At 68.0% G+C, this 14,842-nt stretch carries 13 protein-coding genes; 7 read left to right on the forward strand and 6 right to left on the reverse strand.

All coding sequences use genetic code 11. The annotated features are described in order from the left end of the window. Window positions 1-252 precede the first annotated feature (252 nt). From AC3ANP_RS04620 to AC3ANP_RS04635, 4 genes are all read right to left on the reverse strand, one after another. The gene (locus AC3ANP_RS04620; RefSeq protein WP_488332170.1) at window positions 253-1,794 is read right to left on the reverse strand and encodes a dihydrolipoamide acetyltransferase family protein; all 1,542 of its coding nucleotides are present in this window, start codon (window positions 1,792-1,794) and stop codon (window positions 253-255) included. Window positions 1,795-1,804: 10 nt separating this feature from the next. Further along, on the reverse strand, window positions 1,805-2,785 hold the full coding sequence (locus tag AC3ANP_RS04625; protein ID WP_488332171.1) for an alpha-ketoacid dehydrogenase subunit beta: 981 nt from the start codon (window positions 2,783-2,785) through the stop codon (window positions 1,805-1,807). Beyond that, a complete protein-coding gene (gene pdhA, locus AC3ANP_RS04630) occupies window positions 2,782-4,026 on the reverse strand; it encodes a pyruvate dehydrogenase (acetyl-transferring) E1 component subunit alpha (protein WP_488332172.1) in 1,245 nt (414 codons plus the stop codon). The genes AC3ANP_RS04625 and pdhA overlap by 4 nt, the downstream gene beginning before the upstream one ends. A gap of 146 nt (window positions 4,027-4,172) precedes the next feature. Then, window positions 4,173-5,291, reverse strand: coding sequence for a histidinol-phosphate transaminase (locus AC3ANP_RS04635; RefSeq protein WP_488332173.1), 1,119 nt, complete (start codon window positions 5,289-5,291; stop codon window positions 4,173-4,175). 59 nt (window positions 5,292-5,350) lie between these two features. Here AC3ANP_RS04635 and AC3ANP_RS04640 point away from each other — a divergent pair, with 59 nt between their 5' ends. Beyond that, the gene (locus tag AC3ANP_RS04640; protein WP_488332174.1) at window positions 5,351-5,779 is read left to right on the forward strand and encodes a phage holin family protein; all 429 of its coding nucleotides are present in this window, start codon (window positions 5,351-5,353) and stop codon (window positions 5,777-5,779) included. On the opposite strand, the gene AC3ANP_RS04645 is transcribed toward AC3ANP_RS04640, so the two are convergent. Both AC3ANP_RS04645 and AC3ANP_RS04650 read right to left on the reverse strand, forming a co-directional pair. Next, window positions 5,776-7,257 (reverse strand): hypothetical protein, encoded by a 1,482-nt coding sequence (locus tag AC3ANP_RS04645; protein WP_488332175.1) that lies wholly within the window; start codon window positions 7,255-7,257, stop codon window positions 5,776-5,778. The two genes, AC3ANP_RS04640 and AC3ANP_RS04645, sit on opposite strands and share 4 nt — an antisense overlap. Next, complete coding sequence (locus tag AC3ANP_RS04650; protein WP_488332176.1) at window positions 7,257-7,571, reverse strand: hypothetical protein; 315 nt, start codon at window positions 7,569-7,571, stop codon at window positions 7,257-7,259. The genes AC3ANP_RS04645 and AC3ANP_RS04650 overlap by 1 nt, the downstream gene beginning before the upstream one ends. Before the next feature lie 209 nt (window positions 7,572-7,780). Between AC3ANP_RS04650 and purB the strand changes: the two genes are divergently transcribed. The 6 genes from purB (at window position 7,781) to AC3ANP_RS04680 (ending at window position 14,813) form a co-directional block, all read left to right on the forward strand. Continuing rightward, the gene (purB, locus tag AC3ANP_RS04655) at window positions 7,781-9,220 is read left to right on the forward strand and encodes an adenylosuccinate lyase (RefSeq protein ID WP_488332177.1); all 1,440 of its coding nucleotides are present in this window, start codon (window positions 7,781-7,783) and stop codon (window positions 9,218-9,220) included. Window positions 9,221-9,331: 111 nt separating this feature from the next. Continuing rightward, window positions 9,332-10,216 carry an endonuclease/exonuclease/phosphatase family protein gene (locus AC3ANP_RS04660; RefSeq protein ID WP_488332178.1) on the forward strand — a complete coding sequence of 295 codons (885 nt, stop codon included), beginning with the start codon at window positions 9,332-9,334 and terminating at the stop codon, window positions 10,214-10,216. A 54-nt stretch (window positions 10,217-10,270) separates the two neighbouring features. Beyond that, entirely contained in the window at window positions 10,271-10,933 is a 663-nt protein-coding gene (locus AC3ANP_RS04665; RefSeq protein WP_488332179.1) for a histidine phosphatase family protein, read from the forward strand. 218 nt (window positions 10,934-11,151) lie between these two features. After that, complete coding sequence (locus AC3ANP_RS04670) at window positions 11,152-12,372, forward strand: alkaline phosphatase family protein (RefSeq protein ID WP_488332180.1); 1,221 nt, start codon at window positions 11,152-11,154, stop codon at window positions 12,370-12,372. Window positions 12,373-12,567: 195 nt separating this feature from the next. Continuing rightward, window positions 12,568-13,671 carry an extracellular solute-binding protein gene (locus tag AC3ANP_RS04675; protein ID WP_488332181.1) on the forward strand — a complete coding sequence of 368 codons (1,104 nt, stop codon included), beginning with the start codon at window positions 12,568-12,570 and terminating at the stop codon, window positions 13,669-13,671. Window positions 13,672-13,748: 77 nt separating this feature from the next. Next, complete coding sequence (locus AC3ANP_RS04680; protein WP_488332182.1) at window positions 13,749-14,813, forward strand: ABC transporter ATP-binding protein; 1,065 nt, start codon at window positions 13,749-13,751, stop codon at window positions 14,811-14,813. The last annotated feature ends 29 nt before the right edge of the window (window positions 14,814-14,842 follow it).

The raw sequence follows: 14,842 nt of genomic DNA on the forward strand, positions 1-14,842 counted from the left end.
AAATACCTATTTGCGTCCCATTGAGACTCGCTGAATACCAATCGGAGTTCCAGGCCGTTCTTTCTGCCCCTGCGGACGTTCCCGCCCAGTTACTGCGCACCCGCCGGCGGCATACGCCCGGAATGCCTTGGAACTGCGCGGGTGCGGGACCGGCCGGACGGAACTAACTGGGCCGGACCGTCCGGGCAGGGCGGGCGAACTCCCCCGGGCGGGTTCGGAGCGTTCCAGCGGACCGGGCGCCGCCCGCCCCGGTTAGTCCAGCAGCAGGGCGGGCTCTTCCAGGATGGCCGCGACGTCCGCCATGAAGCGCGCCGAGAGGTCGCCGTCCACCACCCGGTGGTCGAAGGACCCGCCCAGTGTGGTGATCCAGCGCGGGATCACCTCGCCGTCCAGCACCCAGGGCTTCTGCTTGATGGTGCCGAACGCCACGATCGCCACCTCGCCGGGATTGATGATGGGCGTGCCGGTGTCGATGCCGAGGGCCCCGATGTTGGTGATGGTGAGGCTGCCGCCCTGCATCTGCGCCGGCTGGGTCTTGCCGGCGCGCGCCGTGGTGGCGAGGTCATTCAGCGCCAGCGCGAGCTCCTTGAGCGAAAGGTCCTGCGCATTCTTGATGTTGGGCACCATCAGGCCACGGGGCGTGGCGGCGGCAATGCCGAGGTTCATGAAGTGCTTGACGTGGATCTCGGCGCGGTCGCTGCCGTCCTCCGGCTCCACCCAGCTCGCGTTGACGCTGGGGTTGCGGGCCGCGGCCCAGATCACGGCCTTGGCCAGAATCAGCAGCGGCGAGACCTTGATCCCCTCGAAGTCGCGGGATGCCTTGAGCCGCTTGACGAACTCCATGGTGCGGCTGGCGTCGACGTCGACGAAGATACTCACATGCGGGGCGGCGAAGGCTGACTCCACCATGGCCCGGGCGGTGGCCTTGCGGACCCCCTTGACCGGGATGCGCTCGATCCGCTGTTCCTGCGGCCGGCCGGTCTTGCCCCAGAACGAATCGGCCTGGTCGACTTCGGCATCGCGCTGCGCCTGGTAGCTGACGAGGTCGCCGCGGGTGATCTCCCCGCGCGCGCCGGTAGGCACGACGTCGGTCAGGTCGATACCCAGATCACGGGCAATCTTGCGCACCGGCGGCTTGGCCAGGACGCCGCGGACCAGGCCCGTGATGGCTCCGCCCAGCGTTGGCCGCGGGTCGACGGGCCCGGCAGCGGGCGCCGCGGTGCGGCCCGGTGACGGGGCGGCGCGGCCCGGTGACGGGGCGGCGCGGCCCGGTGACGGGGCGGCGCGGCCCGGTAACGAGTCGGCGGCCGGAGCCGGGCGGCCCGGCCCGGGGATCCGGCGGCGGCGCTTGACGGCGTCGGCCTTGGGGCCCGAACCGACCAGCTGGCCACCGGCCGGGGGTCCGCCGACGGTGTCGGGTTCGACGGTGCCGGCTTCGAGTTTGCCGTACATGGGAGCCTGGTTCGCGCCTGCCTGCACCGGCGCGGGCGCGGCCGGAACGGACGCGGCGGGCGGGGCTGCAGCGGGCGGGGTCTTGGGCGCGGTCTCCGGTGCGGCGTCCGAGACGCTGATGATCGCTGTCCCGACGTCGACCGTTACGCCTTCCCCGACCAGCAGTTCGGTGACCGTGCCGGCGTACGGGGACGGAAGCTCGACGAGGGATTTTGCGGTTTCAATTTCGCACAGCACGTCGTTGACGGCCACGGTGTCGCCGGCCTTGACCTTCCAGGACACGATCTCGGCCTCGGTCAGGCCTTCGCCCACGTCGGGAAGGTTGAACTTGTTCACGGTCATGGATTCCCCGTCAGTAGGCGAGGGCGCGTTCGAGCGCCTCAAGGATGCGGTCGATGTCGGGCAGGTAGTCTTCCTCCACCTTGGCCACCGGGTAGGGCATGTGGAATCCGCCGACCCGGATCACCGGGGCTTCCAGGGAGTGGAAGGCGCGTTCGCTGATCCGCGCGGCGATCTCGCCACCGATGCCGCCGAAGGTGGGCGCTTCATGCGCGACGACGAGGCGGCCGGTTTTCTGCACGGAGGCGGTGACGGTGTCGAAGTCGATGGGCGAGATGGAGCGCAGGTCGATCACCTCGACGCTGTGCCCGTCCTCCGCGGCAGCGCCGGCGGCGGCCAGCGCGACCGGCACCAGCGGACCGTAGGCCACAACCGTGGCGTCCGTTCCGGCGCGGAGCACATGCGCCCGGAACGGATCCGCGGCGGTCCCCGGGGCGTCGGTGTCGACGTCGCCCTTGAGCCAGTAGCGCCGCTTGGGTTCGAAGACGATCACCGGGTCCAGGCAGTCGACAGCCTGCTGGATCATCCAGTACGCGTCATGCGGGTTGGACGGCGTGATGATGCGGAGCCCGGCGGTGTGCGCGAACAGCGCTTCCGGCGACTCCGAATGGTGTTCGATCGAGCCGATGCCGCCGCCGTACGGGATGCGGATGACGACCGGAACGGTGAGGTTGCCATTGCTGCGGGAGTGCATCTTGGCCAGCTGGGTGGTGATCTGGTTAAAGCCGGGAAAAACGAATCCGTCGAACTGGATTTCGCACACCGGAAGGTACCCGCGCAGTGCCAGGCCGATCGCGGTGCCGATGATCCCGGACTCAGCCAGCGGCGTATCCACCACCCGGTCCGCACCAAACTCGGCGATGAGACCGTCCGTCACCCGGTACACACCGCCGAGGAGGCCGATGTCCTCGCCCATCAGCAGGGCCCGGGGATTGTTGCTCAAGGTCGCCCGCAGGCCCTCGTTGATGGCCTTGGCTATGGTCATGGTGGTCATCGGCGCGCTGCCCCGTCCGTCTTCTCTTCCGTGTTCTCGGCTGCTCCGTCGTCGAAGCTTGCGCTGTAATTTTCGAACCACGCCAGCTCTTCGGCCACCAGCGGGTGTGCCTCGGCGTAGGTGTTGGCGAAGGCCGTGCGGATGTCCGGTGTTTCCAAGTCATGGGTGGTGCGGCGGACGTAGGCCGCCAGCTCATCGCCGTCGGATTTGACCTTCTCGAAGAAGGCGTCGTCGGCCAGCCCTTCGGCGCGGAGGTACTTCTCCAACCGCTCCAGGGGATCCTTGGCCCGCCACAGCGCTTCCTCGTCGGACCCGCGGTACTTCGTGGGGTCATCCGCCGTGGTGTGCGCTCCCACCCGGTAGGTGAAGGCCTCAATCAGCACCGGCCCCTTGCCTTCGCGCGCACGTTCCAGCGCCCACTCGGTGACGGCGTGGACCGCGATCACGTCATTGCCGTCCACCCGGATGCCCGGGAAGCCGTATCCCTTGGCACGGTTGGACAGCGGGATCCTCGTCTGCACCGCGGTGGGCACTGAAATGGCCCAATGGTTGTTCTGGCAGAAGAAGACGACGGGGGCGTTGTAGGAGGACGCGAACACCATGGACTCATGGACGTCACCCTCAGAACTGGCGCCGTCGCCGAAGTAGACCATGACGGCCGCCTTCGGATCCTGGCCGCCGTCCGTCCCTGCCGCGGCACGCTGCTGGTCGCGCTGGAGGCCCATCGCGTAGCCGACAGCATGCGGCGTCTGGGCCGCCAGCACCAGGGTGTAGAGGTGGAAGTTGGTCTCCTTGGGATTCCAACCGCCGTTGGAGACGCCCCGGAACTGGCGCAGCAGTTCGGCGAGGTCCACGTCGCGGGTCAATGCGACCCCGTGCTCGCGGTAGGTGGGAAAGATGTAATCCTGCGGCTGGCTTGCCCGGCCGGAGCCGATCTGCGCCGCTTCCTGGCCGGTAAGCGGAACCCAGAGCGCCAACTGGCCCTGCCGCTGCAGCGCGGTTGCCTCGACGTCGAAGCGCCGGATCTTGGCCATGTCCGCGTAGAAGCCGCGCAGTTTTTCGGCATCGAGCCGGTCCGCGTACGCCGAGAACACCGGGTCCGTGCCCAGTGTGCCGTCCGGGCCGAGCAACTGGACCATCCGAACATCAGGGTCGCCGAGGACTGCTTCGGCCTGCGCCTCACGCTGGTCGTCCGCTTCGCTTTGATCGAACTCGGTAGAGGGCAGATGTGTGGCGCCCATACCGTCTCCTTGCCTGCCGCATCCGAATGCGCCGCAATCGCTGGGATATATGCCGGAACCGGAATACATTCCGGGTTCGGCATATCTTGGCTTAACTCGTCCTAACTTTATCCGCAGGGGGCTCCCGGCGGGTTTCATGTTAAGCGCTAGGAACGCCGAGGCGGTTTTGTATAGATCGCACACAACTCGAGGAACCGGGTGTTGGCCTCGGCTTCCCCGATGCTGACCCGGACCCCCTCGGTGCCGAAGGCCCTGACGGAGAGTGCCCGTTCTCCTGCCAATGCGGCGAATTCCGCGCTGTCGGCGCCCAGATTCAACCAGACGAAGTTCCCTTGTGCCTCCGGGACGAACCAGCCCAGCTCACGCAACCCGGCCGTGACGCGGTCCCGCTCGTCGACCAGGCTTTGTACCCTTTCTACAACCGCGTCAAAGTGCCCCAGCGAGGTGACAGCGGCTGCCTCGGCGATCTGCGAGACCGCAAACGGAGTGGCGGTGACCCGCAGGTGCTGGGTGAGGTCAGGCTGCGACACGCTGTAGCCCACGCGAAGTCCGGCCAACCCATGCGCTTTGGAAAATGTCCGCAGCACGACGACGTTGGGATACTTCCGGTACATGTCGAGGCCGTTCACCGCGTCTTCGGCCCGAACGAACTCCTGGTAGGCCTCGTCAATGACGACCACGATCTCCGGGGGTACCGTCTTGAGGAAGCGTTCGGTTTCCTCGGCCGTAAGGATCGGCCCGGTGGGGTTGTTCGGGGTGCAGAGCAGGATCACCCGGGTGCGGGCGGTCACCGCCGCGGCCATCGCATCAAGGTCATGCCTGCCGTCGGCTGTCAGCGGGATCTGCACGCTGTGCGCTCCGGCGAGGCCCACGCTGATGGGGTATGCCTCGAAGGAGCGCCAGGCGTAGATGACCTCGTCAGGTTTGCCGTCGTCGTTCTGGCCTGCGAAGGTACACAGCAGTTGGTTCAGGGCCCCCAGGCTCCCGGCTCCGGTCACGATGTCCTCCGCCGGAACGTCCAGGAATTCGGCGAGCGCCCCGCGGAGTTTGCTGCTCAGCGGGTCCGGGTACCGGTTGATGTCCGTTTGCGCCCCGATTGCCTGCAGCACTGCAGGCAGCGGCGGGAGCGGGTTTTCGTTGGAGGAAAGCTTGTAGCTCTCCAGCCCGTCAACGGGGACCGGCGGCTTGCCGGCCACATAGCGGGGAAGAAGGTCCACGACCGGGCGCGGGCGGATTCCCCCGGCCGGGTTGTCAGATAACGTCATGCCTCCTAGCCTACTTCGCCGTCCCGGCGGGGGTGCCGCGGATATGACAGCATGAGCGCATGCGCTCATTCTTCCTCCGGGTCATCGTCAACGCCCTCGCCCTGTGGATCGCGAGTTGGATCCTGCAGGGCCGGATCAGCGTTTCCAGCTCCGCCACTGCCGGCGCTGTGTCCAACAGCGGAATCACCCAGGGTGCGGACACGATTGGGATCATCCTCGCGTACCTGTTCATCGGCCTGATCTTCGGACTGGTCAACGCTCTGGTGAAGCCCCTGGTCAGCCTGCTGTCCCTGCCCCTCACCATCCTGACGCTGGGCCTGTTCACTGTCGTCATCAACGCCGCCATGCTGTATCTGACCTCCTGGCTGAGCGCCTACACGCCGGTGCATTTCACCATCGACTCGTTCTTCTGGACGGCCGTGTTCGCCGCCGTCATCATCACGGTCATCTCGCTGGTTGCCGGCAGGCTGCCCGGCGGCCGCCGCTAACCGGGGACGCCCGCCGGTTCCCGCGGCCCCGTCAGTCCTGCGCCGTTCCGGGGCCCTCCCGACGATGCAGGCCCGGCGCCGCGAGCCGTCCCGCGCGCCGGCCCCGGCGACGAAGTGACCCCCCTGCCAGGGCGCGCCTCCCGGCGCAGGACGAACCTGGTCGCCGTGGCGGTACCGCCGGTTCCGACGACGGCGGCCAGGGCTGCGGTCGACTCCTGCAGGGAGGGGTCCCGGCTCCCCGCCACGGCTTCCGCGCCAACGACGTAGTTTTCCAGCCGGTGGCCCGGTCCAAGCCCGAAATCCTGCGCCGCCGGCAACTTCAGGCCGTTGGTCAGCGTGACCGTGACACGGTCCTTCGTATCCGCGTTGGCCACCCCGTCCGCGCCGGGTACCCAGTCGTGCTGGTGTTCCAGGTGCAGGCTGTGAATCCCGGGCGCTGGGGTGATGCCGCCTACCGGCGAACCCGCGGTGAGCACGTATCTGAGGTTGAACTCGGCCAGGAAGGCCTTGTCCTGGCTCAGGTTCATGGCGTGGATGCCGCCCTGGCTGTAGCCGACGGCTGCCACCTGCTCCCCCGCTGCGGCTCCGGCTTCGCGCAACGCCTGCCGGATGGCTGCGGCGGTCTCCTCGGAGTCGTAACCCAACGCCTCGGCGATGCCCGCGGGATCAAAGGGATTCGCGCCCTCGGCCGGACCCGCGAGCTGGGTCCCGGGCACAATGACCACCCAGGCCCGGCCGGCTCCGCCGTCAACCTGAAGGACCTCGATCTCACCGGCATTGCGTCCCACCGCGTCGGCCCGGCGGAGCAGCCCGGCCGGGGTCAGGTCGGCGTCTGCGGTTGCCGTCAGACTGCCGGCGACGGCAACCGGCCGCGGCTCGAGGAACTCCAGTCCCGGTGCCGAGGCCAGCTCGCGGATGGCGCGGCGGACATCGGCGTGGCCGCCCAGGGCGCCCGCCGCCGCTGCTAGCGGGAGCGGAACGCCGAGCAGCAGGGCAAGACCGGCCGGGGCCGCGGCGATCCCCCGTTCGAGCTGGTCACGAACACCCGGCAGCCCGAAGACCTGCGGGTCGGAACCATAGTCCGGGCCGGCCACCCCCAGCCGGAGCAGCAGGGCGTTCCGGGCCTCGGTGAACTCGTACTCCCGGTGGCTGGCCCGGACCTGCGCCGCGATGCGTTCGAGCTCGGCCCTGACCCGGCCGACGTCCCGGCCCGATTCGCCCACGGCGGTGATGGCAGCGCTGCCGCTGCGGTACGCGTCCAGCTGATAGCTAAAAAGTGCGCGCCGGATGCCATCCGTTTCGGCCTCGAGGGCATGCAGCTGGCGGACGACGCCGTCGAGCGCGGCGGCGCCGGCCAGTAGTTCCTCGAACTGGAAGCTGAGTCCGCCCACCCCGCCGCGGATGACCAACATCCCGTCCCGCGGGGGTGCCGACGGCCGGGGCACCTCGCCGGAACCGGCCGGGGTCAGTTCCGTCATCAGTGCCCTGGACGTCCGGAAGAGAGCGTTACGTGCTGGGCGTGCCGCAGGACCACCGTTGCCGCGTCCTGCAGTTCGGCCCGGGCCCGGCGCAACGCTGCGGCCTGCAACCCCAGCGTCGTCCGGTAGGCGCGGCCGGCCGGCGACTCCCAGCCGTGCAGTTCCAGCCGGCCGAGCGCGGCGAGCACGGCGCCTGCCTGCTCGGCACAGAAACCCATCCTGGCCGCCAGTTGCTGGACCTCGAAACTGCGGGAGGCACAGGCGGCCGCGTCGGATGCCGCCGGCTGGCCGCTGCCCGCCAGGTCTCCGTACATGTACACCCCCTGTCCGCGTGGATCCGTCCGATCGAAAATGCTGCTTCCAGGGTCGACGCTATGGTTTGGGCCGGGACGCCGGAAGCTGCCCGGACAGGTATGTGGAAAAGCGCCCGGCCGATGTCCGGCGCCCGGCCGCGCCGGAACAGGAGCTGTCACAAGCACCGGCTGGCTTCAGGCCGGGCGCGACTTCGTGAAAGAATCGGACCATGCCTGAAACTGCCGCCGCTGAGACCCGCACGCCGTCCGGACGCCTGGCCCTTGCCGCGTCCGACCATCCGATCGCGCTCGGCCCGCTCGACGGACGCTACAAGTCGGCGGTGGCGCCGCTGGTCGACTACCTCTCCGAGGCCGCCCTCAACCGCGACCGGGTCGCCGTCGAAGTCGAATGGCTGATCCACCTGACGACCAACAATGTGGTGCCCGGTGCCGGCCCGCTCAGCCCGGAGCAGCAGGATAAGCTGCGCGCGATCGTGACCGAGTTCGACGCCGAAGCGGTCACCGAACTGGCCGACATCGAGGCCGTCACCGTGCACGACGTCAAAGCCGTGGAATATTACATCGGCCGCCGGCTGCCGGGCATCGGAATCGAACACCTCACGGCGCTGGTGCATTTCGGCTGCACCTCCGAAGACATCAACAACCTGGCGTATGCGCTCGGCATCAAGGGTGCAGTGGAGGATGTGTGGCTGCCGGCAGCCCGCCGGCTGGTCGCCCAGATCGGCTCCATGGCTGAGGCCAACCGCGCGGTTCCGATGCTCTCCCGCACCCACGGCCAGCCCGCCACGCCCACCACCCTGGGCAAGGAGCTGGCCGTGTCCGCCCACCGGCTGACGCGCCAGCTGGAGCGGATCGCCCGGACGGAGTACCTGGGCAAGATCAACGGTGCCACCGGAACGTACGCCGCCCACGTCGCGTCCGTGCCGGGCGCCGACTGGGAGCAGGTGGCCCGCAGCTTCGTGGCGGGCCTGGGCCTGGATTGGAACCCGCTGACCACCCAGATCGAGAGCCACGACTGGCAGGCCGAGCTCTACGCCGACGTCGCGCGCTTCAACCGGATCCTGCACAACGTGTGCACGGACATCTGGAGCTACATCTCGATCGGCTACTTCGCGCAGATCCCCGTGGCCGGCGCCACCGGCTCGTCCACCATGCCGCACAAGGTCAACCCGATCCGGTTCGAGAACGCCGAGGCGAACCTGGAGATCTCCTCCGGGCTGCTGGACGTTCTGGGATCCACCCTGGTGACCTCGCGCTGGCAGCGGGACCTCACCGACTCATCTTCGCAGCGCAACATTGGCGTGGCGTTCGGCCACTCGCTGCTCGCCATCTCCAACGTTGCCAAGGGACTGGACCGGCTGGATATCGCGGAGGACGTGCTGGCCAAGGACCTGGACGCAAACTGGGAGGTGCTCGGCGAGGCAATCCAGATGGTCATGCGTGCGGAGGCCATCGCCGGTGTCCCCGGGATGGAAAACCCGTACGAGCGGCTCAAGGACCTCACCCGCGGCCAGCGCGTCGACGCCGCCCGGATGCAGGAGTTTGTCCAGGGCCTGGGCCTGTCCGCCGACGCGCAGGCCCGGCTGCTGGCCCTTACCCCGGGCAAGTACACCGGCCTCGCAGACAAACTCGTCGACCACCTGGGCTAAGCCGCCCGGAGACTGACGTTCACCTTGCCGCAGGCCGCCGTTTACGCGGCCGTCGAGGACCGGCCAGCTTGTTCCGGCAGGCTGGCCCTGTTACCGACACGAGGAGACCCCTTGCCGAGCGACACCGCGTCGACCGCGCAGACCATTGAGACCGGAACCGGCCCGGCCGGACGATCCGGAGACGCCGCCGCGCAGGATGCGCCGGCGCTGAGCCTGATGAGCTTTAACATCCGCTGCGACATCGCGGAAACACTGCCGGGCGAGGCCGACTACTGGCCCGAACGCGTTCCGGCCCTGCGGGCGGTCCTGGCGGAGGAACTGCCCGAGGTCCTGGGAATCCAGGAAGGCCTGCCGCACCAGGTGGAGGTGATCGGCGCCGCACTGCCGGGGCACTACCGGATGATCGGGCACGGCCGCGACGGCGGCAGCCGGGGCGAACACTCCTGCATCTTCTACGACTCGCAGCGCCTGCGGCTCCGGACGTGGGACCAGTTCTGGCTCTCGGACACGCCTGCGGTCGCGGGATCCGCCACGTGGGGCAACGAGGTCACCCGGATCGCGACCTGGGGACGGTTCGAGGACAACTGCACCGGGCGCGAACTGATGGTCCTCAACACCCACTTCGACCACGAATCCGAATACGCCCAGTTGCGCAGCGCGGAGGCCATCATCGACCACGCCACGAGCTTTGAGCCGGGTCTTCCGGCCGTCCTGATGGGCGACTTCAACGCCGACGCCGGCGCCTCCGGAGCCTACGACACCCTGATCGGCAGCGGCGCGTTCCGGGACTCCTGGACGGCCGCCCGGCACCGGACCACCCCGGAATACGGCACCTTCCCGAACTACAAGGACCCCGTCATCGGAGAGCGGCGGATCGACTGGATCGCCGTGACGCCGGACATCAACGTCACCGAGGCCGCGGTCAACACCTTCCGGCTGGGTGACCGCTACCCGAGCGACCATGCCCCGATCCAGGCCAGGGTCGCGATCCCGTGACCTGCGGACCGGCCGGGTCCGCCGCCGTCAGCGCCCGGCGGTAGTATCGCTGCCATGAGGCTCCTGTTAATCCGCCACGGGCAGACGCCGGGAAATGTCCTGGGCCAACTGGACACCGCGCATCCCGGCCCTGGCCTGACGGATCTCGGTGAACGCCAGGCCGCCGCACTGGCCCGCTCCCTGGCGGACGAAGCAATCGAAGGGCTCTACGCCTCAACCCTGATCCGCACCCAGCTGACCGCCGAGCCGCTCGCCCGCGATCGCTGGCTGGACGTCGAGGTGCTCCGGGGACTGCATGAGATCGAGGCCGGGGCGCTGGAAAAACTTACCGACCACGAGTCCCACCTGCGGTATCTGGGCACCGTGTTCGGCTGGGCCGCAGGAGAACTCGACCGCAGGATGCCATCCGGCCCGGACGGCCATGAGTTTTTCGAGCGCTACGACGACTCGATCGCCCGGATAGCCGCGGATACCGGGGAAAACGCCACCGTCGCCGTGGTCAGCCACGGCGCCGCGATCCGGGTCTGGACCGGGCTCCGCGCTTCCAACGTCGATGCGGAATTCGCGGCCCGGCACGTTCTCGCCAATACCGGCATCGTGGCACTCGAAGGCGATCCCGACGCCGGCTGGCGCCTGATCCACTGGGATGACAGCCCGGTAGGCGGGCTCGCGCTGGCCGACCCGACTGCGGAGGATCCCACCGGCGGACGGCCCTGAGGCGCCAATTCGACGCTTCCGTGCCAGCAGCACGGGTGGAACCGTCGGCGGGGCACGGAAACGTCGAAACGGCACAGGTCGAGTCCGCCCACTCGCACGGCCGGGCGCACGGCATCGGTGTGAGATTGCTGTGAAATATACGTTGGCCCTGTCGCTCCGGACGGCAATGGGCTTTGCTGGAAGACACGGACCGACGCGTCGAGAGAAAGCCGCCACGCATGAGCCGGAACCACGCCAACAGTCCTCCAGGCCGGAACGCTGCGCATCGAATTGGGAGCCTCTTCGTTGCTGCCGCCCTCGTCGCCGCTGCCGCCGCATGCAGCCCGGCGCCGGCCGGTCCCGGGGGCAGCGGCGTGCCCGGAACCACGACGGCGGACGCCGCGCCGCCGCCCAATGCCACGGGCACCGTCGCTCCAGTGACCACGGCGCCGTCCGCCGCGCCGCCGCAACCGGCTCCCACCGGCGGCCCCAAGACGGTCGCGAAACCCGGCCACGTGTTCGTGATCAACCTTGAGAATAAGGGGTATGACGAAGTCTGGGGTGCGGACTCCAAAGCGCCCTACCTCTCCCAAACCCTGCGGGCCCAGGGCGCACTGCTGTCGGAGTACTACGCCATCGACCACGCGTCCAGTCCCAACTACCTGGCCCAGATCTCGGGGCAGGCGTCCAACCCCATGACGCGCGACGACTGCCGGACCTACGCACCGTTCACCCAGACCGGAACCTCGGCGCTCGGCCAGGTAGAAGGAACCGGCTGCGTTTATCCTGCCTCGGTCCCCACCATCGCCGGCCAGCTCACCTCGGCCGGCAAGAGTTGGAAGGGTTACATGGAGGACATGCAGACCCCGTGCCAGCACCCCGAGCCCGGCGCCAAGGACGATCATCAGAAGGCAACGGAAGGCGACCAATACGCCACCCGGCACAACCCGTTCGTCTACTTCGCCGCGATCACCTCATCGCCGGCCTGCCAGAGCAACGTCGTGGATTTCACGGCCCTGGCCCGGGATTTGAAATCCGCTGACACGACGCCCAATCTGTCCTACATCTCGCCCAACCTCTGCCATGACGGCCACGACAGCCCCTGCATCGACGGGAGCCCGGGCGGCCTCGCGGCCAGCGACAGCTGGCTCCGGGAGCACGTCCCGGGCATCCTTGGTTCCCCGGCGTTCAAGAAGGACGGGATGCTGGTCATCACTTTCGACGAGGCCGACGGCCAGACCACCGGATCCGCCGGGATTCCCGGCGGGGCGGCCGGCGGCAGGGTGGGTGCCCTTGTGCTCTCGCCCTTCACCCGAGGCGGAACGGCGTCGGATAGGCAGTACAACCACTTCAGCCTGCTGGCCAGCATCGAGGATGCCTTCTCGCTGCCGCGACTCGGCCTCGCCGGAGCGCCGGGGCTGCAGGGCTTCGGGACGGATGTACTCAACGCGGGGTCCTGATTCCTGACAGGGCACGCCCTTGTTCACGGCGCGTTAAGACCGTGGACGTCCCCCGTTCGGAGGCACAGACCAGACTCAAATGCCGCGGGCCGGCGGTTATATCGAATCGATAGGCATAATCGCGCCGATCCACGCCCGTGGCTATAGGCTGGCCCCATTATGCCCTCTGGCCCCAAGATGAAATGAGACCGAACTGTGCGTAAGTTGAAAACCCTGGCTGCGGCTGCCGTCGCCGTCAGCCTGCTCTCCGCGTGTGGCGCCGGCGCCGCTAACCCTGGAGCCTCCTCCACTTCCCCTGCCGGGCCGGCCGCGACTGCCCCCTCCGGTCCGCCGTCCGGCGAGACGCTCATCGTTTACACCAACTCCAACGGCGAAGGCCGCGGCGAATGGCTCACCAAAAAGGCCGCGGAGGCCGGGTTTAAGATCGAGATCGTAGGTGCCGGCGGTGCCGACGCCACCAACAAGCTGATCGCCGAGAAGAACAACCCGATTGCCGACGTGGCCTTCGGTCTGAACAACATGTATTTCGAGCAGATCAAAGCCGCCGGCGCGATCGAGCCGTTCACACCGTCTTGGTCCGGGGAAGTCGATGCGGCCAAGGGTGACAAGTCGGATTCCAAGGCGTACTGGCCGCTGGTCCAGCAGGCCATCATGCTCGGCTACAACTCGGCCAAATACAGCAAGGACCAGGCACCCAAGGACTGGACCGACCTGTGGAACCAGGACAAGTTCAAGACCCGCTACGAGCGCGTCACCGGGCTGGGCACCGCCACCGCCCAACTGGTGTTCGCCAGCATCCTGACCCGCTACAAGGACGACGGCGGCGACCTGGGCATCTCCGCTGAGGGCTGGAAGCAGATCGAGGGCTACTTCAAGAACGGCACCCCGGCAGTTGCCAAGACCGACCTCTTTGCCCGGATCGCGTCCGGCGACACGGACATGGGCCAGATGCCGTCCTCGATCATCCCGGAACGGGAGAAGTCCTTCAACGTCAAGGTCGACACCGTGATGCCGTCCGTGGGCGTTCCGCTCGCCATCGAGCAGGTTGCCTTGGTCAAGGGCTCGAAGAAGAAAGACGAGGCCCTGAAATTCATCAACTGGTTCGGCAGCGCGAAGACCCAGGGCGAGTTTGCCCAGCAGTTCAACGCCATGCCGGTCAACACCGCCGCCGCCGCACAGGCCAAACCCGAAGTCGTTGAGTTCTTCAAGACGCTCAAGCAGCAGGACATCGACTGGAACTTCGTGCAGGCGAACATGGGCAAGTGGGTCGAGAAGATCGAGCTGGAATACATGAACTGATCCGGGCGGCCGGGCCGGCAGCCGCCGGCCCGGCCTCCGCCGTGCGTCACCCGATCCCGCCAGGAAAGACAGGTTCCATGATCCGCTTCGAAAACATCGAGGTCACGTTCGGTGACTTCACCGCCATCCCGGGGCTGAACCTGGACGTGAAGCCGGGCGAGTTCTTCACGCTGCTGGGGCCTTCGGGCTGTGGAAAGACGACTGCCCTGCGGACACTGGCGGGGTTCATCGAACCCTCCGCCGGCGAGGTCTATGTCGACGGCCGGGCCGTCACCCGGCTCCCCAGCGACAAGCGGCAGGTCGGCATGGTGTTCCAGAACTACGCGCTTTTCCCCAGCATGAGCGTCTGGGAAAACATCGCCTTCGGGCTGCGCGTGCGCAAGGAAAAGGCCGCCGAAAGTGACCGGCTGGTCCGGGACATCGCGCGGCGCGTCGACCTGTCCGAGGAGCAGCTGCACAAGAACGTGGCTGAGCTGTCCGGCGGCCAGCAGCAGCGCGTCGCCGTCGCCCGGGCGCTGGTCCTGCAGCCCAAGATCCTGCTCCTCGACGAGCCCCTGTCGAACCTGGACGCAAAGCTTCGGCACCAGCTCCGGCAGCAGCTCAAGGACCTGCAGAGCGAGTTCGGCATCACCACCGTCTATGTCACGCACGACCAGGACGAGGCGCTGGCGATGAGCGACCGGGTGGCCGTCTTCAACAAGGGCGTGGTGGAACAGGTGGGCACCCCGCAGAGCATCTACGACGAGTCGGCCACCGAATTCGTCTGCAACTTCATCGGTGACAGCTCGCGCCTCAGCGCCGATTTCGTCGCCGAACTGAACCGCCAGTCGCGCCACACCCTGGACCCGGGAGCCAACTCCTACCTCCGCGTGGAGAAGGCCTCACTGGATCCGGCTGCGGACGGGTCAGCCGTTCCAATGGAGGGCACCGTCGTGTCCCGGACCTATCACGGCCTGCACAGCCGGTACATCGTCAAATGCCACGGTTCGGAGATCCGCCTCCTGGTCCGGGAGGATGGCGGGGCACACCCGGTCACCGGGAGCTCAGCCACCGTGTATGTGCAGCCCGCCCATGTGCTCCAGTACCACCCGGAAACCGGCGCTTCGCTGGGACCGCGGCTGCAGGAAGCGAACCGGGCGTGAGCGGGACCGGTGCCGCCGGCCCAAGCACC

Source organism: Arthrobacter sp. JB02-1C, from assembly GCF_057748045.1.

What these genes read in the sequence shown, in the direction of transcription:
- AC3ANP_RS04620 (WP_488332170.1), bottom strand. Translation starts at nt 1,794, where the DNA reads ATGACCGTGAACAAGTTCAACCTTCCCGACGTGGGCGAAGGCCTGACC.
- AC3ANP_RS04625 (WP_488332171.1), bottom strand. Translation starts at nt 2,785, where the DNA reads ATGACCACCATGACCATAGCCAAGGCCATCAACGAGGGCCTGCGGGCG.
- pdhA (WP_488332172.1), bottom strand. Translation starts at nt 4,026, where the DNA reads ATGGGCGCCACACATCTGCCCTCTACCGAGTTCGATCAAAGCGAAGCG.
- AC3ANP_RS04635 (WP_488332173.1), bottom strand. Translation starts at nt 5,291, where the DNA reads ATGACGTTATCTGACAACCCGGCCGGGGGAATCCGCCCGCGCCCGGTC.
- AC3ANP_RS04640 (WP_488332174.1), top strand. Translation starts at nt 5,351, where the DNA reads ATGCGCTCATTCTTCCTCCGGGTCATCGTCAACGCCCTCGCCCTGTGG.
- AC3ANP_RS04645 (WP_488332175.1), bottom strand. Translation starts at nt 7,257, where the DNA reads ATGACGGAACTGACCCCGGCCGGTTCCGGCGAGGTGCCCCGGCCGTCG.
- AC3ANP_RS04650 (WP_488332176.1), bottom strand. Translation starts at nt 7,571, where the DNA reads ATGTACGGAGACCTGGCGGGCAGCGGCCAGCCGGCGGCATCCGACGCG.
- purB (WP_488332177.1), top strand. Translation starts at nt 7,781, where the DNA reads ATGCCTGAAACTGCCGCCGCTGAGACCCGCACGCCGTCCGGACGCCTG.
- AC3ANP_RS04665 (WP_488332179.1), top strand. Translation starts at nt 10,271, where the DNA reads ATGAGGCTCCTGTTAATCCGCCACGGGCAGACGCCGGGAAATGTCCTG.
- AC3ANP_RS04670 (WP_488332180.1), top strand. Translation starts at nt 11,152, where the DNA reads ATGAGCCGGAACCACGCCAACAGTCCTCCAGGCCGGAACGCTGCGCAT.
- AC3ANP_RS04680 (WP_488332182.1), top strand. Translation starts at nt 13,749, where the DNA reads ATGATCCGCTTCGAAAACATCGAGGTCACGTTCGGTGACTTCACCGCC.